The following is a 21,751-nucleotide window of genomic DNA, read 5'->3' on the forward strand; positions in this document are numbered from 1 at the left end:
GGTCACTTGGGTCGCTGCTTGGGCGATTCGTCCTTCGTTTGGGATTCGAGCGCCTCCAGACGTTCTCGCAATGCGCGATTCTCGTCCTGCAGGGCGCTACGGGAAGCGCGCGAGCTGAGTGCCGGATCGGTTTCCCACCAGTCGATTCCGGCCTTCTTCGCGGTATCTACGGAGGCCACGAACAGGCGGATCCGGATGGTGAGCAGCTCGATGTCGAGGAGCTCGATCTTGATATCCCCGGCGATCACGATCCCTTTGTCGAGAACACGTTCGAGGATGTCGGCGAGATTGGTGGTCTGTGGGCCGGAGGCGGGATAGGACGTCTGCCGCAAGTCGACGTCAGTCACGACGCCGCCTCTGTCCTCGTCGCCTCTTGGAAGCGGACTCGTCCTCCTCCTCGTCCTCCATCCCTTCTTCGTCCTCGTATTCGGCTTCTTCGTCCTCCGCTCCCTCGTCCTCCTCCTCGTCCTCGTCCTCGTCCTCGTAGGCACCTTCGGCTTCGTCCTCGTATGCGGCGTCGGCGCCTTCCTCGGAATCGTCTTCGTCGTCGCCCTCGGGCTCCTCACCCTCCGGCTCCTCCTGCTCAGCGTCCTCTTCCTCCATGGCGTCCTCGTGCGACACAACGACTTCACCGTCACGGATTTCACCGCGCCAGCCTTCGGGTTCTTCATTGGTGAGGCTGACGTACCGCTGGAAGTTCTTGAAGTCCAGTCGCATACGGCGCCCTTGGGCCCGCCATAGGTTGCCGGTCTTCTCGAAAAACCCTGATGGGTAGTACTCCACGACGAGGACGATTCGGGTCAGGGTGGGTGCCAGTTCATGGAAGCTGACCGCGCCGCGAGTGGTGCCCTTGGCTCCTTCGGAGGTCCAGACAATACGGTCGTCGGGAATCTGCTCCTGAACAGTCGCTTTGAAGCTACGCGAGGACGGACCGACTTTAACCTTCCAGTCGCTCTCGACCTCGTCACTCTTTGAAACGTCGCGAACGCCCTTCGCGAAGCTGCTGAATTGGTCGTACTGCGTCCAATAGTCGTAAGCGTCGCGCAGGGGCACCCCTACATCGAGAACCTCGATGATGTTCATGACCTTGCCGCCGCTGGACTTGCGTTTCCCCTTCCCCCCGCCAAAGGCGTCCTTCACCTTCCCCACGACGTTGTCCTTGACGCCTTTTGCTTTTTCTGAGACGAATGCCTTCACCGGGGAGTCGCCCTGCAGGATGCGGGATCCTATCGCCGGAAGCGAACCAGACTCGGACGCGTCGGTGAGCTTCTCGGTCACGTCGGTCAGTTTCTCTCCCGCCTTCTCGGCGAGATTTTCCACTTGCGCGGAGAGGAACTTGGACAGCTCTTCGCGGAGCTGGTCCATACCCGAAGCTTCCTCAGTGGTTTGGTCTTTCTCCGTCTTGGTCATGACTGGCTACCTCCGACGATCGGCGCGCTTGGATGCTGCTCGCTTCGATGACGTCGTTTTCCTCGCCGCGGTCTTCTTGGCGGGTGCGGACTTCTTCGCCGCCTTCTTCTTGGACGGCGAAGCCTTCTGCGGCGCGGCTTTGGCTGCCCGACTCTTCATTGCGCGGGCGGGGGCGGCCTTCTTAGGTGTGGCTGGCGCGGATGCCCTCCGGGACCGTGCCGATCGCGGCGAGCTGCGGCGCCGCTGCGGCCGCGCCTCCTCTTCAGGCTCTTCCTCCTCCTCTTCTTCCTCGTACTCGGCCTCCGGCTCTTCCTCTTCTTCTTCCTCTTCTTCTTCCTCGGCCTGGTCTTCTTCGTACTCGGCCTCCGGCTCTTCCTCTTCCTCGTACTCCGCGTCTTCCTCTTCCGGCGCGTACTCCCCCTCGTCCTCCTCGTCCGCGATCTCGCCGAGCCGGGCCGTGCGATCGCTGATGGCGCCGGCAAGCGTGCTCATCCCGCGGTCGGCAGCGGCAGCCACTGCCTGACGCCCCGCTTGGAGGACTTCCCCTCGCAGCTGCTCCTGCAGATCAGCAAACTGGGGAATCTCACCCAGCCTGCGCATCCCCTCGGCTGCAAGCTGGCGAGGCTCAAGGCCGAACCTCCGGCCTGCCAGATAGGTCGCAATGGACAGAGCCAGGCGGCCCTTCTTCGTTCGACCCAGCACGTAGCCGCCCACTACAGCAGCGGCAAGCGCCACCTTTTCCTTTTCGTTCATGAGCCTGTCACCTTCGATCGTTCGGAGCGGGACCAACCCGTGTGGCATACAGCCGATCGAGCAGTCGTTCCTCTTCTCGTTCGAACTCCGCAAGGCTGATGTCCCCGTCTTCAAGTTCGCGGTTCAGCAGAGCCAGCTGGGCGCGGAGCACTCCCGGGTCGTGCAGCTCTCGTTCAGCTGCGTCGTTGAGTTTTTCTGCCACCCAGATCACGCCGCGGACCGGTGCAATGGGGAGTGTGAGAATTCCGGTGATCAGACCCATGTCAGACCCCGACGGTTCGGATAGAAGCGCCTTCAGCGGAGACAAAGCTGTAGCAGGGCAGCGGGCCGGCGAGACGCAACTCAACGCGTTCACGGTGCGCCTCGGCGAATTGCTCTGCTGTGTTTCGGAAGCCGTCGCTGTCGCCACGGTCCACTAGGAACGACACGTTGAGCACGCATCCGTGGACCTCCGGTCCCGAGGCCACGGCACGCGCCTTGGACGTGAGCTCGCGCAGCACTTGCCGACCGGCTGCGGCGGCCCTGCTTTCCAGAGCACTCGCGACGGCTTCGCCCAAACGGACGTTGGCTTCGTACCCGGGCCTCTGGCGCGCCTCATCTCGCAGTCGGCGGACGTTCTTGTCCTCCGCAAGGAGGCTTCTCAGCGCATTCTGTGCCGGGAATGCCTTGACGTTGACCTCGACCCCGTCCGCGAGATGCTCAAGTACAGCCACGTGGTCCGCCTCGCAGGCTGCCAACTGAGCGCGTACCGTCTCCTCGTCCGGTGCCACCATCCCAAATCGCATGGGAAGAACGGGGCCTTGGCCCGTAAGGCGCAGCAAAAGCTCCTGATGAGCCAAAAGGTCGCGTCGTCTAGCGCGGAGGTTCGCGGGCGCCTCGCTGACGACAGCGGCCACCCGGCCCTGCCGGATCACTCGCAGACGGGCGGCAGGGCTGCCCACACCGCTTGAGTCCGTCGGCAGCGGTTTTCCCGCCCGAATGATCGCGTATACGTATACCCCGTGGGTTGTCACGACTCAGGCCTCCGCCGGTCGTCGACGCGAACTGCCACGGGCAGGAGCACGCCGCTTCCGTGGCCGTTCCTGCTGCTCTTCCTCGTCGTCGTCCTGCTCGTCGGAGTCGTCGTCGCGGCCCCCGACTGCCTTGCGCACGGTGTCACCCACGGTCTCCGCGGCCTTGCGGACCTTCCGTTTGCCGATGGACTTGGCAGCACTGCCGCTTAGTAGCTCAGGGACGGTGGTGCTGCCCGAGTCCCGTTCCAGGTCCAGCCGGTTGCAGGCCTCGGCGAACCGCAGGTAGGTGTCCACACTCGCGACAACGATGCGCGCGTCAATCTTGAGGATCTCGATGCCGACCAGGGAGACCCGGACGAACACGTCGATCACCATGCCCCGATCGAGGATGAGTTCGAGCACGTCGTACAACGTGCCGGCGCGCGGTGGGCACGCCACTACCTCATCGGAGTAGGTGGTCGCAGGCATGGGGCGTCCTTCCGATTGTCGACAAACCAGGGTCACTCATCGGCGGATCCGCGCCGATAGCGGCGGACCCTGCAGTACTCCATGAGTTCACCGTCCTGGTCGAGCTGCACCTCGTACGAGGCGAGAAGGCTCGTCGTATCCGGAATCCGGGGCAGCTCAAGGACGTCCACGACGACACACCAACCGTCAGCGACGCGCTTCACGGCCGATACTCCCTCCGTGGGATGGCCGATCAGCCCTTCCAGGCTCCGGCAGGCAGCCCGCGCGGCTTGGCCTGCCCCCCGCATGGGCGGTGAGCGGCGAGCGGCTGTCGTCGAGGACTTCCCGGCGCGCGGCCGACGTTCTTCTGCCATGAATAGAAGTCTGACCAATATCGGGCTTAGCGCACGTCGAGCGGAGCAGACGAGCGCACGCGTCGGACCGCGTTGCTCGCGCCTGCGGCCAATAGCTTGCCGAGCTCACACCAAATGCCTGGATCAGCAGGGGACGGGCCTGGACGTCAGCGTCCCCGGGGGCTGTTGACGTAATACCTGCTGGGCTTCTCATGCTTCCAGAGGATCCGGTCGTGGTTCCCACCTGAGACTGCAGGACGCTCACGCGGCTGGTCCGCTGCGCGCCGCAGCACGGCGGACGCGGCGCGCTCGGCTATCCACAGGGCGCGCGTGGGGTCACCCAAGGGCAGTGTCGATCCCGGCCACACCTGATCACGGACGATGTTGGTCATGACGCGGGCGATGAGGCGCTGCGTGCTGGGCGGTTCCCGTTCCCGCAGGGTCTTCGTCGCTGTGTCCAGTGCCGGGTCTTCGACGGAGTCACCGGGCCAGCCGTCAGACTGCACGTGCAGGCGGCCGGGGGGCGGAGGCTGGGCGGGAGGAGTCACCGGACCCCGAGCTCGACGCCAAGCTGGACCGCATCGAGCACGTCCTGGACCGCTTCCCAGACCGCGTGTTCGCGTTCGACGAGTTCGGCCCGCTCGGGATCCGGCCTACCGCCGGAGCCGGCTGGGCTCCTGCTGGTCACCCCGAGCGGCTGGCGGCGGCCACCCTGCCGGCTCCCCGGGTGACCTTGGTTCGCAGGCGGACGGTCCAGTCCGAATGGTCCTGGCGGCCGCATTCTTCGCCCGGATGTCGCTGCCCGACCTGCCACCGCGCACCGAGGGCAACGCGACGATGCTCGGCGAACTGCGAGAGGGCTGGAGCTACTTCAGCTTGCAGCCGTGGATCTGGACAGTGACGTTGGCCTTCGCCGTCTTCAACGCCGTCAACATGGGTGTCTGGCAGATCCTGGGTCCGGTGATCGGGAACGACACGATCGGCGCTGAGGGATGGGGCCTGGTGCTGAGCGCCCGCGGTGTCGGGGCCTTGCTTGCCAGTGTGGTGATGGTGAAGCTGACGGTGCGGCGGCCGATGGTGCCGGCGCTGTCCTCGATGACGCTGGGCGCCGTTCCGTTGATCCTGCTGGGCGCTGGCGTGAGACACATTCTGGTTGGCTGGCGCAGCATTCGCGGCGGGAGTGCCCTCCGAGTTCTTCACCGTCGTGTGGGAGACCGCGAATAACACCCACGTCCCGGAGCGGCTGCTCTCCCGGGTCGGCGCCCACGACGAGTTCTGGTCCTTCGTGCCCATCCCCATTGGCCAACTGTCCACGCCCTTCCTCGCCGCGGTGTTCGGGACGGCCGCGGTCGCCGTCACCGGCGGCGGGGTGGCAGCGGTGGCGATGCCGGTGCCGTTACTGATGCCGTCGCTTCGGCGGATCGAGATCAACCGAAACGGCGATTGAGTCGCAACGGCGGACGGTACGGCGGCTCAGCGTGTGGGCCGAGCCCTCGAAAGGGGCGCTCGACGAAGTGGCCGGACACACTCTTCTGGATGAGCGGTAGCGATGTAGGCGCATCGCGGCGCCGGTACTGATACCGAACTGCCGCATCAGGCGGAGAGAGTCCGCCGAGAGGCGGGTTTCGTCGAGGATGCGGTCCTCGCGTAGTTGCCACAGAGAATGGGCGGGACCCGAGTACGTCACGCGGGTAGCCCCCGAAGCCGTCGCGGGATGGCAGATCCCCGAGGACCAGAAGACCCTGACCCTGCTGGTCAGCATCGGTCTCCCCGTGACAGACAACCCCTATCGAAGCCTCGGCGTTCCAGCCCGAGGCCCTGCCACAGCTGCTGACCGGGACGGCAAGCAGGTGTACCAACTGACCAAGAACCGCAACGGCGGCCTGGTCCCGACCGTACGCGCACACCGAAGACTTCAACCACCTCTCCGGCAATGCGATGGCCGCCAGCACCACCCAGCTCCCCGGCACACATTCACGTCGACTGCGAGTTCTCAGCCACCCTTACGCGCCACTCGTGGCAGTCACGCTCTCGTAGGGGGCGCTCCAGACAGGCCGACACCGGTCGACGGAGGTCATGGAGGCCGCGGTCGTCGCGGGCCTGGCCAGCGCGGGCGTCGACGCCCAGCGCAAGGACACATCCGCGTATGCCCGAGGCCGCGGCGAGGGTGGACGTGGCCGGTGTGGGTAGTCCCGGTGCGGGGTACCTCGTACCTGTAAATGAAGGGACCGGACCGTCCCCGTACGTGTCGGACGGCTGCGACTTCATAGAGGCCGGAGCCGCCCGACATCCGGCCGACGACGTCAACCGGCGGTGAGCGCCACCCGCATCGGTCAGGCGCGGGCCGCCGCCGCGGCGACGATCCAGTTCCTGAACTCGACGGCGTAGTGCCGCAGGTGGTGATCCAGGACGTCCTTCGGGCAGGACGTGGGGAAGTAGACCGTCAGATTTGCGGTGAACCCGTCAGCGGTGTCGCCGAACTGGATCAGCGCCCGCCCGACGACGGTGCCGTCCTCCAGGAAGAGGTTCGAGGACATCTTGCGCGGAAACTCCGACTCCGGGAGGGGTTCGTCCGCGTCCTCGGCCCAGGCCATCGCGTCCGTTCCCCAGCCGCCCATGTAGAAGGAGCAGACGTGGGGGCCGATGTTCTCCACCACGCGCGCTCCGATGGCATCGGTGCCCATCACGTAGTGCTCGGGGTGCGCCGCGAGAAGCGGGCGCTCGTCGTCGCCCGCGAAGGCCCCGTCCATCCAGTCAAGGAACTCGCCCGAGGTCAGGCCACGTGCCTTGAGCACCGTCGTACCCGCGTTGAAGGCACCGTCGGAGGTGCGCACGCACTCCCGCAGGAAGGCGTTGCATCGCCACGACGATCGCCACGGAGCCGATGCCGCGTGTCGGCCGCCTGCAGTACGCGAGCCAGTGTCGCGGCGCTGCGCGCCTGCTGGGGCTCCCGGTACGGCGCTGGGCGGTCGGACCGATGCGGTGTGGCTGGCCGCCGCTACCGTACTCGGGATGTCAGGCGGCAGGAGTGCCCGCAGGGCCGCACGCTTGACCAGCATGGGCGAGATTTTCGGCAGGCGCAGAGGGTGAGGCGGCGCTGCGGTCCGGTCCGGTCGCGCGCAGACTGGATGATGGCCGACTCCCCTGCTCGAGCCGATCAGCAGCGTCGGCCAGTGCGGACACTTGATGCGCCTGGGGCGGGGACAGAACTCTCCGCAGGCGAAGGCAGCTTGTGTCCGCGGCTTTCCGCCGTGGCGCGCGTGCGATGGACCGTGCGGGTCCCGATATTGGCGGTGGCCGCCGGTGCGATCATCGCTGCGGCCTGGGCAACGGCCCTTGCTGGTGGCTGACACTCCCAGACACCTCCGCGTGGGGCCACAGGCTGTCTTGCGGAACGGCTTCCCCGGCGCACATTCCGCAAGGTAGCCCCCACCCGAGCCTCGCAAGAACGCGAGGACGCGCACGACATCCCTGGCAAGGGCTGACAGCGAATGCCGGCAAGAGCGGCATCGACTCGGCGATGATGGGCTCGGGTGGGGATTCTCAGGCCAGGTTGATGTTCTCGGCCTGGGGGCCCTTCTGGCCCTGGGTGACATCGAACGTCACGGTCTGGCCCTCCTGGAGCTCACGGAAGCCCGTGGAGTTGATCGCCGAGTAGTGGGCGAAGACGTCCGGGCCGCCACCAGCCTGGGCGATGAATCCGAAACCTTTCTCCGCGTTGAACCACTTCACAGTTCCCGTAGTCATGTCTCATGCCTTCCAGTCACGAACGCCTCCCGCACCATGCGGAAGGCGGAGGTGGTCGTCCTGGTTCCTGCGGCACTGCACAGCAGAACGCCCACGCCGAAGCGCGGGCAATAGGGAACTTCCGAACCACGACATCTGACCTAAACGCTACACGCCCTCACACCCTGTCACCATCGGAAACACGCCCCTGTGCCCCACGCCCGACAGGTGTGCGCAGGACCTGCCGGTGCCCGATGACCGTTGCCGCCTCAGCTCGCAGGCGGTGAACCCGACTCGGCGGCACGGCGGTATTCGGCGTTGATGCGCTGGGCTTCTTCGAGTTGGTCCTCGAGGACGATGATGCGGCAGGCGGCCTCGATGGGGGTGCCTTGGTCGACGAGTTCCCGGGCGCGGGCGGCGATGCGCAGCTGGTAGCGGGAGTAGCGGCGGTGGCCTCCCTCGGAGCGCAGCGGGGTGATGAGGCGGGCTTCGCCGATGGCGCGGAGGAAGCCCTGGGTGGTGCCGAGCATTTCGGCGGCCCGGCCCATCGTGTAGGCGGGGTAGTCCTCGTTTTCGAGACGGTCGAACGAGTCGTCTGCTGTCATTTGCACCTCTCTGTGGAACACGCTTGAGGGGCCCTGGTGCCATATGGCACCAGGGCCCCGAAGGAACATCTACACCATCTGCCGGCCCTGGAACTGCGCCGGCCTTCTGTGTCCGCTGACCCGACCTGGGAGTTGTCGGGGGTGCGGGGATCGCGGTTGCTTGACCGGAGACCACCTCACTATCGATGTCCTGCGGTACCCGGGCTCAACACTCCGCCCGGGCGATCCTGATGGCGCGGGTTCCTCCGTTCTTCCCTCGGTGATCAACCACTTACTAAACGGGGGGACTTGATACTGCTGGTACTGCTCTACTGCGTACTGCTGGTGTTGCGAACTGCTCAGTGGCCTGTGGCAGCGCCACTCTTCGGCAGCCAGCCCCGTCACCCATCCTGCGTCCGCTCTGGCTTAGAACCCCACTGCCGAACCTCCCGGTGCGCGCGCCCGCAGCCGACGCCTTCACCGAGGTACTGCTCACCGATTTCACTGCTGGGTACTGCGAACTGCACTGACGGGTACCGCCGCTGTTGACCGCGGTCCCGCCGGCGGCGGCCCCTGATCACTGCGGGCCACCCGGTCCGGTCGTCAGCCCCGTCGCCGTCCTGCAACAAACCCTGGCTTCGGAACTCCACCACCGCACCGTCCTACGCACTGCAACTTCTGTATCACTGCCGGGCAGTTCGTCTCTGCCGGGCCCTGCTGACTTCTGGCTACGAGAGAAACCATAACCACGCCACCCCCCAATGTCTACTCTGGCCGACATAGATTTCTGCGTGTTCGACAGTTAGATATTCGGCCTCGAACAGAGGAGGGGCGAGAGCAAGGCCAGTCACCTGCACTGACGACCAAGTCCATCGCACCGAGGGCTGCACTGCCAGCCCCACAGCCGTGGGGGCCGGTTGGGAGCGGCCTCGCCCCCAGGTGTTGGATCACGAAGCACTGCCAGGCGGGAGCCCGAGGCGGACGCGGTCGCGGTGCGCCGACCAGTGACGGCCAGGCACGCCCCAGCCGATCTGGGAGCAATCCGCAGACACGGTGCGACTGGGCATGGGCCGGCGGGTCAGGCTGGCCGGCGCCGCCGGGCGGAGGTACCCACCGAGCTACGACAACGTCGTCCCGCTGCTCCCCCACCGTTCAAACAGCACTGAGCCGCCACAGCGGTCCCCGCCCCTTTCCCCCTGGACCGGGCAGGGTCATGCGGCTTGGGTGAGTTCCGCCTGACCGAACAGCAGAGCGTATCCGGGCGGAAACCTGGTGAGGATGCGGTCCAGAAGACCGGGGCCGGCCAGTGCCAGGGGAGCGGGGCGGGCCGACGAGGCCCGCCCCGCTCGCACGCGACCCTCAGTCCCCGACCGCCTCGCCGCGCCCCCACGCCCAGGCGAGCCTGTCCGCACCCGACTGATTGGTGGTGGCCAGCCAGGGGCGGTCCTCGGTGCCGGTCAGGGTCTGCAGCGAGTACGTGTCGTCGCTGCGCAGGCCGGGCCAGTAGACGGAGCCCATCTTCAGCTCGCGGAAGGTGTCGGTGACGGCCTGGAGGTAGTTGACGAAGTTGTCGTCCGGGGTCGGCACGTTGTAGTCGAGGCCGGTGGTCATCGGGGAGCCGAACTCGTCCGCGACCGTCCGGCCGGCGCAGTCGCCGATGCGTTCCTTGAGGTCGGCGACCCACTGGTCGTAGGTGGCGTACGACTTCCAGAAGCCGTAGTGGTGCAGCGACAGATAGGTGCCGGCCAGGCGCGGGTCGGCGCAGACGGAGGTGACGTGGTCGTTGTAGCCGGCGCCGCTGACGAAGACCCGGTCGCGCGGGACGGAGGAGTAGGTGTCCAGCCACTTCGCGGCCAGGTCGGCCCACTCGGTCTCGGTGTAGCCGTGCGGCTCGTTCATGGGCTCGAAGTAGACCCGCGGGTCGTTCTTGTACGTGTCGACGACTCTGTTCCACATGGGCCAGTAGGTGGTGGTGTCGTCGATCAGGCCGTCCTTGCGCTCGCCCGTTCCCTCCCAGTAGGAAACGATCACCTTGAAGCCCTGGTCGGAGGCCGCGTCGATGACCCCCTGGTAGGAGTCCCAGTAACTGCCGTTCACCGTGTACGGGTTGATGGGAAGCCGGACGGTGTTGGCCCCGAGGTTGGCGCGGAAAGCCGAGATGATCCGCTTCGCCTTGCTGTACGTCTCGCGGTAGCTGTCGGTGGTCAACAAGCCGGAGAGCTGGAGCTCGTCGTCGGCGAAGTTGTCCCGGGGGTCGGCCCAGTTGACGCCCTTGAACTGGGTGGTGTCCGCTCGCGGGGCCGCGGTGGCGGGTCCGGCGGAGAGAGCGGCGACGCCGAGAGCGGCCGCCGCGACAGCCACGGCGGAGGAGATACGACGGGTTCGGGCCATGCGCACGGATATTCCCCTTCAGGAGAGAGCGACTCGGTGAACAGCGGTGCCGCATCGCCGGGTTGGGCGCGGGAAACGCGCGTACACACGCTGGGACAGGCGTGGGCCCGGCATTGCGGGCAGGCCCGGCCGCTGCCGATGTTTACGCAAACATCGCAGCGCCGGAATCGTCACATCCGGCCCTTCTGCCGTCAAGGTCTCGCGCAAGGCGGACCGTTGAGAACCGCTCGTTGCTCATGACGCGCGGGCGGCTTGACGTCGCGCTGCTCGCCGGGGGACGGGACCGGGGGTTGGTCCGGCTCGCAGGGAAGGTGCGGGCACTCGTGTCAGAGGGGCGCCAACTCGGGCTGAGCGGCGAGGAGATCATGGAGATGACGCGGGGCGGGCTGACCCCGTAGACCCACCGGAAGGCGTCCCTTATCGATGACTTTCCACTGTTTACCGTTCGGTATATCGATCGGCCTTCGAGTTTTCGGACCAATCCGTGTCCAGGACCTTGACCGGGCCCCTGAGGGCTTCTTCACTGGCCAACGCCGACACCACCGCCACCCCCACGAGCTCTGCCCCCACGGGCTCCCCCCGCACTCCGAGGACCAGTACGTATGCCCCGTAACGGAACATCCCGTCTGCCCGCTGCCAACCTGTCGCGGCGGCACCTTCTCGTCGCCGGAGCTCTCACTCTGGGGGCCGCGACGCTTGCCGCCCCGGCCCCCGCCCGTGCGGGGGACAAGAGCGCCGCCGCCTACGAGGGCTACCTCTTCGTCTACTTCACCGGTGAGGGCACCGCCGACGGCGAGCAGATCCGTTTCGCGCTCAGCCGCGGCGACGACCCGCTTCACTGGCGGGAGTTGAACGGCGGTGAGCCCGTGCTGACCTCCGCCCTCGGCGGCAAGGGCGTACGCGATCCCTTCGTCATCCGGTCGCCCGAAGGGGACACGTTTTTTCTCATCGCCACCGACCTGAAGATCTACGGCGGGGCCGGCTGGGACTACGTCCAGCGGCACGGCTCCCGGTCGATCATGGTGTGGGAGTCGACGGACCTGGTGAACTGGTCCCAGGAGCGTTTGGTGCAGGTGTCTCCGGCGACGGCGGGCAACACCTGGGCGCCCGAGGCCTATTGGAGTGAGGAGGTCGGTGCGTACGTCGTCTTCTGGGCGTCGAAGCTGTACGCCGATGACGACACGGAGCACACCGGGGACACCTACAACCGGATGCTGTACGCGACGACCACGGACTTCGTGACGTTCAGCGAGGCCAAGGTGTGGAACGACCCCGGGTACTCGGTGATCGACTCGACGGTGATCGCGCACGACGGGACGTACTACCGGTTCACGAAGGACGAGCGGTCGGCGGAGCAGTCCTCGTGCGGGAAGTTCATCCTGGAGGAGAAGGCGACCGATCTGCTCGACACGGACTGGGACACGGTGTCCGAGTGCATCGGCAGCGGGGCCATGACGCAGGGCGAGGGGCCGCTCGTCTTCAAGTCCAACACGGAGGAGAAGTGGTACCTGTTCGTCGATGACTACACCTCGAGCGGCTACATGCCCTTCGAGTCGACGGACCTGGCCGGCGGGGTGTGGACCAAGTCGGCCGAGTACCGGCTGCCCTCGGCCCCTCGGCACGGCACCGTGCTTCCGGTGACGAAGGACGAGTTCGACCGGGTCAACGCCAAGTGGGGCGTCGCCCCTGTCCTGGCCGACGCGGACGGGCTCGTCGCCCACTGGCCGCTGGACACCAGCGCCGACGACACCTCCGGGCACGGCTGTCACGGCACCGCCACCGGGGACATCAGCTGGGCCGAGGGGGCTCTCGTACTCGGCGGCGCGAGCGGGCACATCAAGCTGCCCGACAACATGCTGTCCGGGGTGGACGCCGTCACCGTGGCCGCCGATGTGTGGGTGGACAGCGATCAGGCGACGCCCTACTTCCTCTACGGGTTCGGGAACACCGCCTCCGCCACCGGCTACGGCAACGGCTATCTCTTCGCGACCGGCGGCAGCAGCAGCAGCGGGTTCCGGGCCGCCCTGTCCGACGGCAACTGGAGCAAGGAACAGGAGGCGAACGCCAACAGCGGCCTGGAGCACGGGCGTTGGACCAGCGTCACGTACACCATCGACGGGGACACCGCTCTGCTGTACCTCGACGGCGTTGTCGTCGCGCGCAACACCGCGATCACCCTCATGCCCTCGGACATCGGCGGCGGTCGCACCACGGCCAACTACCTCGGCCGATCGCAGTACACCTCCGACCACACCCTCAAGGGGCGGCTGCGGGACGTCCGGCTGTACAACCGGGCCCTGTCGGACGACGAGATCGCCGCGCTGCCCGCCAACGCGACCCGCGTCCGTGGCGTGGAGGTGAAGGAGCTCAAGGTTCCCGCCGTCATCGAGGGGGAGGGCGCCACCGTCGTCCTGCCGGTCATGCCGGGGACTGACCGGCGGCGGCTGAGGCCCAAGTTCACGCTCGCGCCCGGTGCGCGGATCAGCCCGGCGAACGGGAAGCGGATGGATCTGCGCAAGCCGGTGACGTACACCGTCACCTCGGCGGCGGGCGCGCAGCGCGCGTGGAAGGTATCCGCGGTGGAGATGCGTACGCCGGTGCTGCCGGGGCTCTACGCCGATCCCAACATCGTCGCGTTCGGCGGGACGTACTACATCTACGCGACCACCGACGGGTTCGCCGGCTGGAGCGGCACTACCTTCAGCGTCTGGTCGTCGCAGAACCTTGTCGACTGGAAGGACGAGGGCGTCATCCTGGATCTCGGGAAGGACGTGGGCTGGGCGGATGCGCGCGCCTGGGCGCCCACCATCGCCGAGAAGGACGGGAAGTACTTCTTCTACTACTGTGCCGAGGCGAAGATCGGTGTCGCGACCGCCGACTCACCCACCGGGCCGTTCACGGACTCCGGCAAGGTCCTGATCGCGGCCAACCCGGACGGCGCCGGGCAGGCCATCGACCCGGCCGCCTTCACTGACGAGGACGGGCAGGCGTATCTGTACTGGGGTAACGGTTCGGCGTGGGTGGTCCCGCTCAATGACGACATGGTGTCCTTCGACTCGTCAAAGATGCAGCAGGTCAAGGGACTTGAGAATTTCCGCGAGGGCACATTCGTCGTCCGGCGGGGGGACGTGTACCACCTGACATACTCGATCGACGACACCGGAAGCGAGAACTACCGCGTGGGATACGCCACTTCCGACTCCCCGAACGGGCCGTTCACCTACCGCGGTGTGGTCTTGGAGAAGGACCCGGCCCAGGGGATCCTCGGCACCGGGCACAACTCCCTGCTCCAGGTACCCGGGACCGACGACTGGTACATCGCCTACCACCGCTTCGCGATCCCCGACGGTGACGGCACGCGGCGTGAGACGACCATCGACAAGGTGACGTTCGGGGCGGACGGGCTGATGCACCCCGTCACGCCCACGCTGGAAGGAGTGCGGCCGCAGCGTATCCCGTAAAGCCGGCCCCGGCGCCCGCCCCGAGGGGACGGTCGCCGGGGTGTGGGCTCATGCCTGGTCGCAAGGGGTCACCTGAGGTGACCCCTTGCCGGTTGGCGCCCCCCGAGGGGAGCAAGGGGGCGGAAGAGGGCTCTGCGCCTGCCGAGAATGTCGTCCATGCAGCTCAGGAGGCTGTTCGGTGATACGGCAGGATAAGCACTCGTGTTGCTTCGTCTCGCCTATCTGACCGTCACCAACCTGTTCGGCGCGCTGCGGTTGCTGCCTGCCGATGAGCGACCGCGACAAGGACGCGGAGATTCTCGCTCTGCGCCACCAGCTCACCGTCCTTGAACGGCAGCTCGGTACGGACCGGGTGAGACTCGCACCGGAAGACCGGGCATTGCTTGCCACTCTGCTAATGCCGTTGCCCCGTCAGGTCCTACGCCGGTTACGGCTACTGGTACGACCTGACACCGTGCTGCGATGGCACCGCGATCTGCCGCCTCCCGCCGACAGCGGATCGAGCTCCCTGCGCCGTCGGCTGATGGAGTCGGGGTCCCAGTCCGGCCGGGGGACGGACGCCAGCAGCAGCTGCGTGTACGGGTGTCCGGGGTCTGCGAGCAACTCCGCGACGGGGCGGTGTTCCATGGTGCGGCCCCGGTACAGGACGAGCGCCTCGTCGCACACGTACCGCACGACGGCCAGGTCGTGACTGACAAAGACCAGGCCGATGCCGGTGTCTCGGCGGATGTCCGACAGCAGGTTGAGCACCTGCGCCTGAACGGACACGTCGAGCGCCGACACCGCCTCGTCGAGTACGAGAACAACGGGTTCGACCGCCAACGCCCGGGCTATGGCGGCTCGTTGACGCTGCCCGCCGGAGAGCCTGCGAGGCAGCGCCGCCGCCTCGCGATCACCGAGGCCGACCTGGGCGAGGAGTTCCCGCACCCGGGCGGCCCGGGCCGTGGGGTCAGCGAGACCGTGCAGGCGCAGCACTCCGTCGAGGGTCGCGCCGATGCTGATCCGCCCGTCCAGCGAAAGGTAGGGGTCCTGGAAGACGATCTGCACCGCCTTGGCGCGGGCGAGGCGGGCCGCCCGGCCGCGTACGGTGGCGGCCAGGGGTTCGCCCTGGACGAGGATCTGTCCGGCGTCGGGGCGTTCGAGGCCGATCAGCATCCGGGCCGTGGTCGTCTTGCCGGAGCCCGACTCCCCCACGATGCCGAGAGCGCCGCCGGCCCGCAGCGAGAACGACAGGTCGTCGACCGCGACGACCTCCGTCCTACCCGTTCGGTAGGTCTTGCGCAGACCGCTGACCTGGAGCAGCGTGCGAGCATCAGTTCCGGTGGTCAACTGTTCTCCATCGCATGTGAGTTGGTCGCCGAGGGGGCCAGCTCGTCCGCGAGGTGGCAGGCGACCAGGGCCTCGCCGTTGCGCTCCAGCGGCGGCGGTGACTGGTCGCAGACACCGGGCCGGGCGAAGCGGCAACGGGCCGCGAACGAGCAGCCGGGCGCTGAGTCGAGCAGCCCCATCGGCGAGCCGGGAATCGGGGTGAGCCGGGCCGGCGGCCCCTCCGGCGCCTGAAGCGGTGGCGACGAGCCGAGCAGGCCCGCGGTGTACGGGTGTTGGGGCGTCGCGAAGAGCTCGGCGGTGGGCGCCGTCTCGACGATCCGGCCCGCGTACATCACGTAGATCCGGTCGCAGGCGGCGGCCGCGAGTTCGATGTCATGCGTGATGAGGAGCATGCCCAGGCCGCGTTCGCGCTGCAGCCGCCCGAGGATGGCCATGATCTCGGCCTGGGTGGAGACGTCGAGCGCGGTGGTGGGTTCGTCGCACAGCAGCAGCCGGGGTTCGGCGGTGAGCGCCGAGGCGATCATGACGCGTTGCAGCATGCCGCCGGAGAGTTCGTGCGGGTACTGCCGCAGGTGCCGGGCGGGGTCGGGGAGGCCGACCGCGCCGAGCAGTTCGGCGGCACGGGCGCGGGCGCGGTCCTTGGCCCAGCCGTGGCTGACGCGCAGCGACTCGGTGAGGAAGTCACCGATGCGGCGCACCGGGTTGATGCCCGCCCGGGGATCCTGGAAGATCATCGTGGCTGTGCCGGTGCGGACAGCCCGCAGGTCCGCGGCATCAGCCCCCACCAGCTCCCTTCCATCAACCCGGACTTGACCCTCCACGCTCGCCCCCGCCGGGAACAGGCCCAGCGCGGAGCGGGCCGTGACCGACTTCCCGGAGCCGGACTCGCCGACCAGCGCGACGACTTCACCGGCGGACACCGTCAGGTCGATGCCGTCGAGGACAGGGCGGGCCATGCCGGGCAGGGCGATGCTCAGCTTCTCGTATTCAAGGAGTGCCATCAGGACTCCCTCCCCGCGAGCCGGTCGCCGAAGTTCTCCCCGACGACGTTGAAGGCGACGACCACGACCACCACGGCGACCGCGGGCACGACCGCGGACAGCGGCCGGCCTTGCAGCACAGCGGCCTGCGACTGGTTGATCATGGCTCCCCAGTCGGGGGTCGGTGGCTGGACGCCGAGGCCGAGGAAGGACAGCGCGGCGAGGTCGAGCAGCGCGTAGCCGAAGTTGACGGTGGACTGGGCGAGCACGGTCGGGCCGATGTTGGGGAGCAGCCTGCGGACCGCGACGTACAGCGGGGAGTGTCCTTGTACACGGTAGGCCGCGATGTACGGTCTGGCCTGCTCCTGGAGCGCGAGGCCGCGTACCAGTCGTGCGGTGTACGGCATGTAGGCCACGGACATGGCGATCACCGGGGCCGTCATGCCTTTGCCGAAGACCGCCACCGCGAGGATCGCGACGAGGAGGGCCGGGAAGGCGAAGATGACGTCGAGCAGCCTTCCTATGACTGTGTCGATCCAGCCGCCGCGCCACGCCGAGAACAGGCCCACCGCGATCCCGGTCACCGTCGAGAACAGGACCACCAGCATCGGTCCGACCAGGCTCGTCCGGCTGCCTTCGATCAGGGCGGAGAACGTGTCGTGGCCGCCCTGGTCGGTGCCCAGCCAATGGTCGGTGCTCGGACCGACGAGGCCCGCGCCCAGTTCTCCGTACGTCGGGTCCTGCGGCGCGAGCCACGGCGCGAACACCGAAACGACGACGAAGAGGACGAGAAGTCCCAGGCACAGGTTCTGGAGCCAACCACCGCCCAGGGCACGCACCTTGGCGACCTGGCCGCGCAGCACTCCTGCCACCGGGGCGCTCATCGTGCGCTCCCCGCTGCCGCCACCCGCGGATCGATCACCGGATGCACCATGTCCACCAGGAAGTTGACCACGACGAACGCGGCCACCACGAGCAGCACGATCGCTTGCACCACCTGGAAGTCCATCTGGTTGACCGACGTCACCAGCAGCGATCCCACGCCCGACATGCCGAACGCGGTCTCCACGATGGAGGTGCTCACCAGCATGCCGGAGATGAGGAGTGCGGAGACGGTGACGATCGGGCCGAGGGCGTTGCGCAGCACATGGCGGCGGATCACCGTCCACCGCGGAGTGCCGCGGCTCACCGCGACCTCGACGTGCTCACGGCCCATCTCCTCCAGCATCGACGAGCGAGTCACCCGCGTGACCATCGCCATGAATGTGACCGACAGGGCGATCGCCGGGAGCACGACGTGGTGCAGCCGGTCGAGGACGCCCGTGCCGTTGCCAATGGTCGGGAACCAGCCCAGCTTCACGCCGAACAGCGAGCGCAGCAGCAGCGCGGCGACGAACGCTGGGGCGGCGGCCCCGACCGTCACCAGGAGCATCAGCACGGAGTCGGTGCGCGAGCCGCGGCGCAGCGCGCCGATCACGCCCGCCGCGACGCCGACCACCGCGATCAGCAGGGCCGAGGCCACGATCAGCAGCATCGTGGCCGGCAGCCGCGACCAGATGACCGAGCTGACGTCCTGGTGGAAGACGTAGGAGCGGCCGAAGTCGCCGTGCAGCACGCCACTCAGCCAGTCCCAGTACCGGACGAGGAACGGCTCGTCGAAGCCGTACCGGTGGCGGATCTGGGCGAGTTCCTCGGGGCCGGCGCTGCGGCCGCGCACCAGGAAGCTCGCCGGGTCGCCGGGCGCCAGGTACAGCGAGGAGAACACCAGGAACGAGGTGACCAGCAAGGTCGCCGCCATCCCGGCCAGTCGGCGCGCGACCCCGAGCGCCCGTGTGGTCGTGCGGCTCACTTCTTGGCCCCGATCTCGGCCGCCCACGGGTAGTAGAGGTAGGCGACGGACGGCTGCACGCCGGTGATGCGGTTGCCGAGGAAGACGCTCGTGGGCTGCGTGTACAGGGGCAGCCAGGGGAGCTCGCGCAGGGCGATCTTCTGCGCCTTCGCGCTGGCATGTGCGCGCGCTGCCGGGTCATAGGTGCCGGCGGCGTCCTCGACGGCCTTGTCGAACTCCCTGTCCGACCAGCCGCCGTAGTTGGTGAACATGCCGGTTTCCAGGGAGCCGTACACATCCAGCGGATCGGTGATCGAGGTGTACCAGAACGTCAGGAAGAGGTCGATGCCCTTGCGGGCGGCGGCGTCGGTGAAGAGCGTCGAGTACTTCTCCGGGGAGAGCGTCTCGATTCTGGGGTCGAGTCCGATGGCCTTGGCAGCCTGCTCGACGGCCTGCGCGACGATCGTCGTCTGCGAGTCGAGCGGGCTGGTCGCGATGACGATCCGCTGCCCCTTCACGCCGGCCTTCTCCGCGATGGTCTTGGCCTTGGCCGGATCGTACGGGTAGTGCGGTACGTCGTTGATGACGGCCTTGCGGCTCGCGGCGGGCGCCTGGTTCCACATGTTGTCGGTGACCAGGGAGTCGGTGACCTCTCCGACCCCGCCCGCGCCGGCCTTGACGATGCCCTTGCGGTCGATGGCCATGAGCAGGGCCTTGCGCACCTCGGTGTCGCCGAGGGGGCCCTTGAGGTTGCTGACGATCTCTTCGGCGACGGTGCTGTTGACGCCGTAGTAGAGCTTGCCCGCGGTGGACTTTCCGAGCTGGTCGTAGGCGTCGGCGGGGACCATCCAGCCGCCGTCCACCTCACCGCTCTGGAAGGCGTTGACGCGGGTCGTCGGGTCGCTCAGGAACACGAACTTGACCTGGCCCGCCTTGGCCTTGAGCTTGCTGTTCCAGTACCCGTCGAACTTCTTCAGGGTGAGCGACTGCCCAGACGCCCAGGTCCCGAACGCGAACGGGCCCGTGCAGTTCACGCCGCCCTTGGGGCTGCCGTAGTCCTTGCCCGCCTTGGCGAGGGTCTTCGCCGCCTCGATGGTTCCTGAACTGGTGGCCATCTCCTGGTTGAAGACCGCGTCCGGCTTCTTCAGCTTGACGGTGACTTCCAGCGGCCCGGTCGCGTCGATCGACTTCACGTTGCGGAACGTGTTCTCCCAGGCGCTGCCCACGGCGGGGTCCATGTGGCGGCGCAGCGAGGCGACGACGTCGTGCGCGGTGAGCACCGTCCCGTCGTGGAAGTGCACGTCTGGGCGGATCTTGTAGACCCAGGTGGTGGGCGTCGGATTGCCGTACGAGGACGCCAGGTTCGGCGACGTGGTCAGGTCCGGGTTCCAGCGCAGCAGACTCTCGCAGACGTTGGCGAGGATCTGGTTCGGCGGGTAGTCGTACGCGTAGACGTAGTCGAGCGAGGACGGCTCGGCGTAGATCGACCAGGTGAAGGAGCCGATGTCGCCCGCGGCGGCGGGCGTCTGCTTCGTGAGCTTGTACGCGGTGCCGTCGCCGGCGCCCTCGTCCGGGTGCGCCGTGCCAGTGCACGCGCTGGTGACGAGCAGTGCGCTCGCCACGAGGAGAGTCCCCGCGGTGCGCCGCACCCCCCGTGTCCGTACGGGTCGTCTCCGTATCAGCCGTCTCGGTCCTGCGCTGTCTGAGGGCATCGCCTGTCTCCGTCCGGGTGAGCTCGATGAAGTGCCTGAGGGGTTACGTGCGTCAGTCGTGCGCGGTGAAGACGGGTCGGCCCTCGACATAGGTCCGGCGCACCCGGACGTCGGCGATCTCCTCGGCGGGCCGCGTGAACGGGTCGCGGTCCAGGACGACGAGATCCGCGTACTTGCCCTCCTCGACCGTGCCGGTCACGTCGTCGAGGTGGTTCACCCAGGCGGTGCCGGCGGTGTACGCGGCGAGCGCCTCGGCCAGGCTCAGGGCCTGCTCGGGATGGAACGGCGGGTACGTCGCGCCCTCGGGGAGCTCCTCGGCGGGGGCGGCACGGTTGACCGCGACGTGGATGCCCCACAGGGGGTTGGGGCTGCTCACCGACCAGTCGCTGCCCGCGACGAGGCGGGCCCCGGCTCGGCTCAGGTCCCCGAACGGGTACTGCTGTGCGGCCCGTTCGGCGCCCAGGAACGGGATCGTCAGCTCGTCCATCTGCGGTTCGTGCGCGGCCCACAACGCCTGGATGTTCGCGGCGATACCCAGCTCCGCGAAGCGCGCGATGTCGTCGGGGTGGACGACCTGGAGGTGCGCCATGTGGTGGCGGTGGTCGTTGGCACCGTTGGCTGCGCGGGCCGCACCGAGCGCGTCGAGGGCCTCGCGTACGGCACGGTCGCCCAGCGCGTGGAAGTGGACCTGGAAGCCGGAGCGGTCGAGCGCGCACACCGCCTCGCGCAGCAGCCCGGGCTCGACAAAACTCAGGCCGGAGTTGCCGGTCGGGCAGCCGCACCCGTCGAGATACGGCTCCAGCATCCCGGCGGTGAAGTTCTCCGCGACGCCATCCTGCATGATCTTGACGCTGGTGGCGCGGAACCGGCCGGCCTGCCCGATCCGGCGGCGCTCCTCCAGCTCGGGGATCTGCTCCAGTCCGCGCTCACGGTCCCACCACAGGGCTCCGACGACCCGGGCGAGCAGGGCGCCCTCACGGGCCGCGCGCAGGTACACGGGCAGGTTGTCCGGGTAGCCGTGGAAGGAGCCGATCATGGCGTCCTGCCACCCGGTCACCCCGAGGGAGAACAGGTAGTCCTGCGCGGCGAGTAGCCCGGCGTACGTCTCCTCCTCGGTCGCGACCGGAACATGACGGGCCACCAGCTCCACTGCGCCCTCGTGCAGGGTGCCGGCCGGGGTGCCGTCCGCCTCCCGCTCGATCCGGCCGTCCGCCGGGTCGGGGGTGTCGCGGTCGATCCCGGCGAGCTCCAGCGCACGGGAGTTGACCCAGGCACCGTGGCCGTCGCGGTTGGTGAGCAGCACGGGCCGGTCCGGCACTACCGCGTCGAGCACGCCGCGCGTCGGCGTACCACCGGGGAAGCTGTCCATCGACCAGCCGCCACCACGGATCCAGACCGTGTCCGGGTGCTCCTTGGCGTACTGGGCGACGACCGCAAGGCAGCCCTCGACGGTGAACTCCTCGCTCTGGTCGCAGCCGAGCATCTGGGTCCCGCCCATCACAGGGTGGACATGCGAGTCCTGGAACCCGGGGACGAGCAGCCCGCCCTCCAGGTCGACGACCTCCGTTCCGGCCCCGGCCAGCGCGCGCACCGTACCCGCGTCGGCGACGGCGACGATCCGGCCGCCCGCGACGGCAACGGCGGCGTCCACCGGGAGGAGGCCCGTGCCGGTGAAGACCCGGCCCCCTACGAAGACGGTGTCGGCCCGTCGGGTGCTGTGCGCCATCAACTCAACCTCCAGCTCGGCGGATTGACCCGCCCGGC

At 68.0% G+C, this 21,751-nt stretch carries 20 protein-coding genes and 1 pseudogene; 4 read left to right on the top strand and 17 right to left on the bottom strand.

All coding sequences use genetic code 11. The features are described 5' to 3' along the window. Nucleotides 1-2 precede the first annotated feature (2 nt). Genes OG758_RS11320 through OG758_RS11350 form a run of 7 tightly spaced genes read right to left on the bottom strand, consistent with a single transcriptional unit; the run spans nt 3 to nt 3,997 of the window. Entirely contained in the window at nt 3-347 is a 345-nt protein-coding gene (locus tag OG758_RS11320) for a gas vesicle protein (protein WP_326709870.1), read from the bottom strand. Continuing rightward, nucleotides 340-1,410: an SRPBCC family protein gene (locus OG758_RS11325; protein ID WP_326709871.1), complete on the bottom strand. Its 1,071-nt coding sequence runs from the start codon at nt 1,408-1,410 to the stop codon at nt 340-342. Before OG758_RS11325 ends, OG758_RS11320 begins: the two co-directional genes overlap by 8 nt. Before the next feature lie 6 nt (nt 1,411-1,416). Continuing rightward, entirely contained in the window at nt 1,417-2,163 is a 747-nt protein-coding gene (locus tag OG758_RS11330) for a histone protein (protein ID WP_326709872.1), read from the bottom strand. Nucleotides 2,164-2,170: 7 nt separating this feature from the next. Continuing rightward, nucleotides 2,171-2,425: a gas vesicle protein GvpG gene (locus tag OG758_RS11335; protein ID WP_326709873.1), complete on the bottom strand. Its 255-nt coding sequence runs from the start codon at nt 2,423-2,425 to the stop codon at nt 2,171-2,173. 1 nt (nt 2,426) lies between these two features. Continuing rightward, the gene (locus OG758_RS11340; protein WP_326709874.1) at nt 2,427-3,176 is read right to left on the bottom strand and encodes a GvpL/GvpF family gas vesicle protein; all 750 of its coding nucleotides are present in this window, start codon (nt 3,174-3,176) and stop codon (nt 2,427-2,429) included. A gap of 3 nt (nt 3,177-3,179) precedes the next feature. Continuing rightward, entirely contained in the window at nt 3,180-3,644 is a 465-nt protein-coding gene (gvpJ, locus tag OG758_RS11345) for a gas vesicle protein GvpJ (RefSeq protein ID WP_116501122.1), read from the bottom strand. Nucleotides 3,645-3,676: 32 nt separating this feature from the next. After that, nucleotides 3,677-3,997: a gas vesicle protein GvpO gene (locus tag OG758_RS11350; protein ID WP_326709875.1), complete on the bottom strand. Its 321-nt coding sequence runs from the start codon at nt 3,995-3,997 to the stop codon at nt 3,677-3,679. Nucleotides 3,998-4,514: 517 nt separating this feature from the next. Between OG758_RS11350 and OG758_RS11355 the strand changes: the two are divergent. From OG758_RS11355 to OG758_RS11365, 3 genes and pseudogenes are all read left to right on the top strand, one after another. Continuing rightward, nucleotides 4,515-4,682 (top strand): annotated as a pseudogene (locus OG758_RS11355) (IS630 family transposase); the annotation flags it as partial. A gap of 86 nt (nt 4,683-4,768) precedes the next feature. Next, complete coding sequence (locus OG758_RS11360) at nt 4,769-5,200, top strand: hypothetical protein (RefSeq protein ID WP_326716297.1); 432 nt, start codon at nt 4,769-4,771, stop codon at nt 5,198-5,200. Beyond that, complete coding sequence (locus OG758_RS11365) at nt 5,181-5,423, top strand: hypothetical protein (protein WP_326709876.1); 243 nt, start codon at nt 5,181-5,183, stop codon at nt 5,421-5,423. The genes OG758_RS11360 and OG758_RS11365 overlap by 20 nt, the downstream gene beginning before the upstream one ends. An 886-nt stretch (nt 5,424-6,309) precedes the next feature. Here OG758_RS11365 and OG758_RS11370 read toward each other — a convergent pair. The 4 genes from OG758_RS11370 to OG758_RS11390 all read right to left on the bottom strand — a co-directional run bounded on the left by OG758_RS11370 (nt 6,310) and on the right by OG758_RS11390 (nt 10,677). Next, nucleotides 6,310-6,810: a hypothetical protein gene (locus OG758_RS11370; RefSeq protein ID WP_326709877.1), complete on the bottom strand. Its 501-nt coding sequence runs from the start codon at nt 6,808-6,810 to the stop codon at nt 6,310-6,312. A 709-nt stretch (nt 6,811-7,519) separates the two neighbouring features. After that, a complete protein-coding gene (locus OG758_RS11375; protein ID WP_326709878.1) occupies nt 7,520-7,723 on the bottom strand; it encodes a cold-shock protein in 204 nt (67 codons plus the stop codon). Between the two features lie 248 nt (nt 7,724-7,971). Continuing rightward, nucleotides 7,972-8,307, bottom strand: a complete 336-nt coding sequence (locus tag OG758_RS11380; RefSeq protein ID WP_326709879.1) for a MerR family transcriptional regulator — start codon at nt 8,305-8,307, stop codon at nt 7,972-7,974. A gap of 1,338 nt (nt 8,308-9,645) precedes the next feature. After that, a complete protein-coding gene (locus tag OG758_RS11390; protein ID WP_266675643.1) occupies nt 9,646-10,677 on the bottom strand; it encodes a glycoside hydrolase family 5 protein in 1,032 nt (343 codons plus the stop codon). A gap of 602 nt (nt 10,678-11,279) precedes the next feature. Here OG758_RS11390 and OG758_RS11395 point away from each other — a divergent pair. Next, nucleotides 11,280-14,138, top strand: a complete 2,859-nt coding sequence (locus tag OG758_RS11395) for a family 43 glycosylhydrolase (protein ID WP_326709880.1) — start codon at nt 11,280-11,282, stop codon at nt 14,136-14,138. Nucleotides 14,139-14,549: 411 nt separating this feature from the next. On the opposite strand, the gene OG758_RS11400 is transcribed toward OG758_RS11395, so the two are convergent. The 6 genes from OG758_RS11400 to OG758_RS11425 all read right to left on the bottom strand — a co-directional run bounded on the left by OG758_RS11400 (nt 14,550) and on the right by OG758_RS11425 (nt 21,713). Continuing rightward, a complete protein-coding gene (locus OG758_RS11400) occupies nt 14,550-15,467 on the bottom strand; it encodes an ABC transporter ATP-binding protein (RefSeq protein ID WP_326709881.1) in 918 nt (305 codons plus the stop codon). Then, nucleotides 15,464-16,468, bottom strand: a complete 1,005-nt coding sequence (locus tag OG758_RS11405; RefSeq protein ID WP_326709882.1) for an ABC transporter ATP-binding protein — start codon at nt 16,466-16,468, stop codon at nt 15,464-15,466. Before OG758_RS11405 ends, OG758_RS11400 begins: the two co-directional genes overlap by 4 nt. After that, nucleotides 16,468-17,331, bottom strand: coding sequence for an ABC transporter permease (locus OG758_RS11410; RefSeq protein WP_326709883.1), 864 nt, complete (start codon nt 17,329-17,331; stop codon nt 16,468-16,470). The genes OG758_RS11405 and OG758_RS11410 overlap by 1 nt, the downstream gene beginning before the upstream one ends. Further along, on the bottom strand, nt 17,328-18,296 hold the full coding sequence (locus OG758_RS11415) for an ABC transporter permease (RefSeq protein WP_326709884.1): 969 nt from the start codon (nt 18,294-18,296) through the stop codon (nt 17,328-17,330). The genes OG758_RS11410 and OG758_RS11415 overlap by 4 nt, the downstream gene beginning before the upstream one ends. Next, a complete protein-coding gene (locus tag OG758_RS11420) occupies nt 18,293-19,897 on the bottom strand; it encodes an ABC transporter substrate-binding protein (protein WP_326709885.1) in 1,605 nt (534 codons plus the stop codon). The genes OG758_RS11415 and OG758_RS11420 overlap by 4 nt, the downstream gene beginning before the upstream one ends. Before the next feature lie 142 nt (nt 19,898-20,039). Then, on the bottom strand, nt 20,040-21,713 hold the full coding sequence (locus tag OG758_RS11425; RefSeq protein ID WP_326709886.1) for an amidohydrolase: 1,674 nt from the start codon (nt 21,711-21,713) through the stop codon (nt 20,040-20,042). Nucleotides 21,714-21,751 lie beyond the last annotated feature (38 nt).

Source organism: Streptomyces sp. NBC_01474 (assembly GCF_035918215.1).
Classification (GTDB): Bacteria; Actinomycetota; Actinomycetes; order Streptomycetales; family Streptomycetaceae; genus Streptomyces; species Streptomyces aureus.

What these genes read in the sequence shown, in the direction of transcription:
- OG758_RS11410 (WP_326709883.1), bottom strand. Translation starts at nt 17,331, where the DNA reads ATGAGCGCCCCGGTGGCAGGAGTGCTGCGCGGCCAGGTCGCCAAGGTG.
- OG758_RS11380 (WP_326709879.1), bottom strand. Translation starts at nt 8,307, where the DNA reads ATGACAGCAGACGACTCGTTCGACCGTCTCGAAAACGAGGACTACCCC.
- OG758_RS11390 (WP_266675643.1), bottom strand. Translation starts at nt 10,677, where the DNA reads ATGGCCCGAACCCGTCGTATCTCCTCCGCCGTGGCTGTCGCGGCGGCC.
- OG758_RS11330 (WP_326709872.1), bottom strand. Translation starts at nt 2,163, where the DNA reads ATGAACGAAAAGGAAAAGGTGGCGCTTGCCGCTGCTGTAGTGGGCGGC.
- OG758_RS11350 (WP_326709875.1), bottom strand. Translation starts at nt 3,997, where the DNA reads ATGGCAGAAGAACGTCGGCCGCGCGCCGGGAAGTCCTCGACGACAGCC.
- OG758_RS11335 (WP_326709873.1), bottom strand. Translation starts at nt 2,425, where the DNA reads ATGGGTCTGATCACCGGAATTCTCACACTCCCCATTGCACCGGTCCGC.
- gvpJ (WP_116501122.1), bottom strand. Translation starts at nt 3,644, where the DNA reads ATGCCTGCGACCACCTACTCCGATGAGGTAGTGGCGTGCCCACCGCGC.
- OG758_RS11325 (WP_326709871.1), bottom strand. Translation starts at nt 1,410, where the DNA reads ATGACCAAGACGGAGAAAGACCAAACCACTGAGGAAGCTTCGGGTATG.
- OG758_RS11405 (WP_326709882.1), bottom strand. Translation starts at nt 16,468, where the DNA reads ATGGCACTCCTTGAATACGAGAAGCTGAGCATCGCCCTGCCCGGCATG.
- OG758_RS11360 (WP_326716297.1), top strand. Translation starts at nt 4,769, where the DNA reads ATGTCGCTGCCCGACCTGCCACCGCGCACCGAGGGCAACGCGACGATG.
- OG758_RS11375 (WP_326709878.1), bottom strand. Translation starts at nt 7,723, where the DNA reads ATGACTACGGGAACTGTGAAGTGGTTCAACGCGGAGAAAGGTTTCGGA.
- OG758_RS11395 (WP_326709880.1), top strand. Translation starts at nt 11,280, where the DNA reads ATGCCCCGTAACGGAACATCCCGTCTGCCCGCTGCCAACCTGTCGCGG.
- OG758_RS11425 (WP_326709886.1), bottom strand. Translation starts at nt 21,713, where the DNA reads ATGGCGCACAGCACCCGACGGGCCGACACCGTCTTCGTAGGGGGCCGG.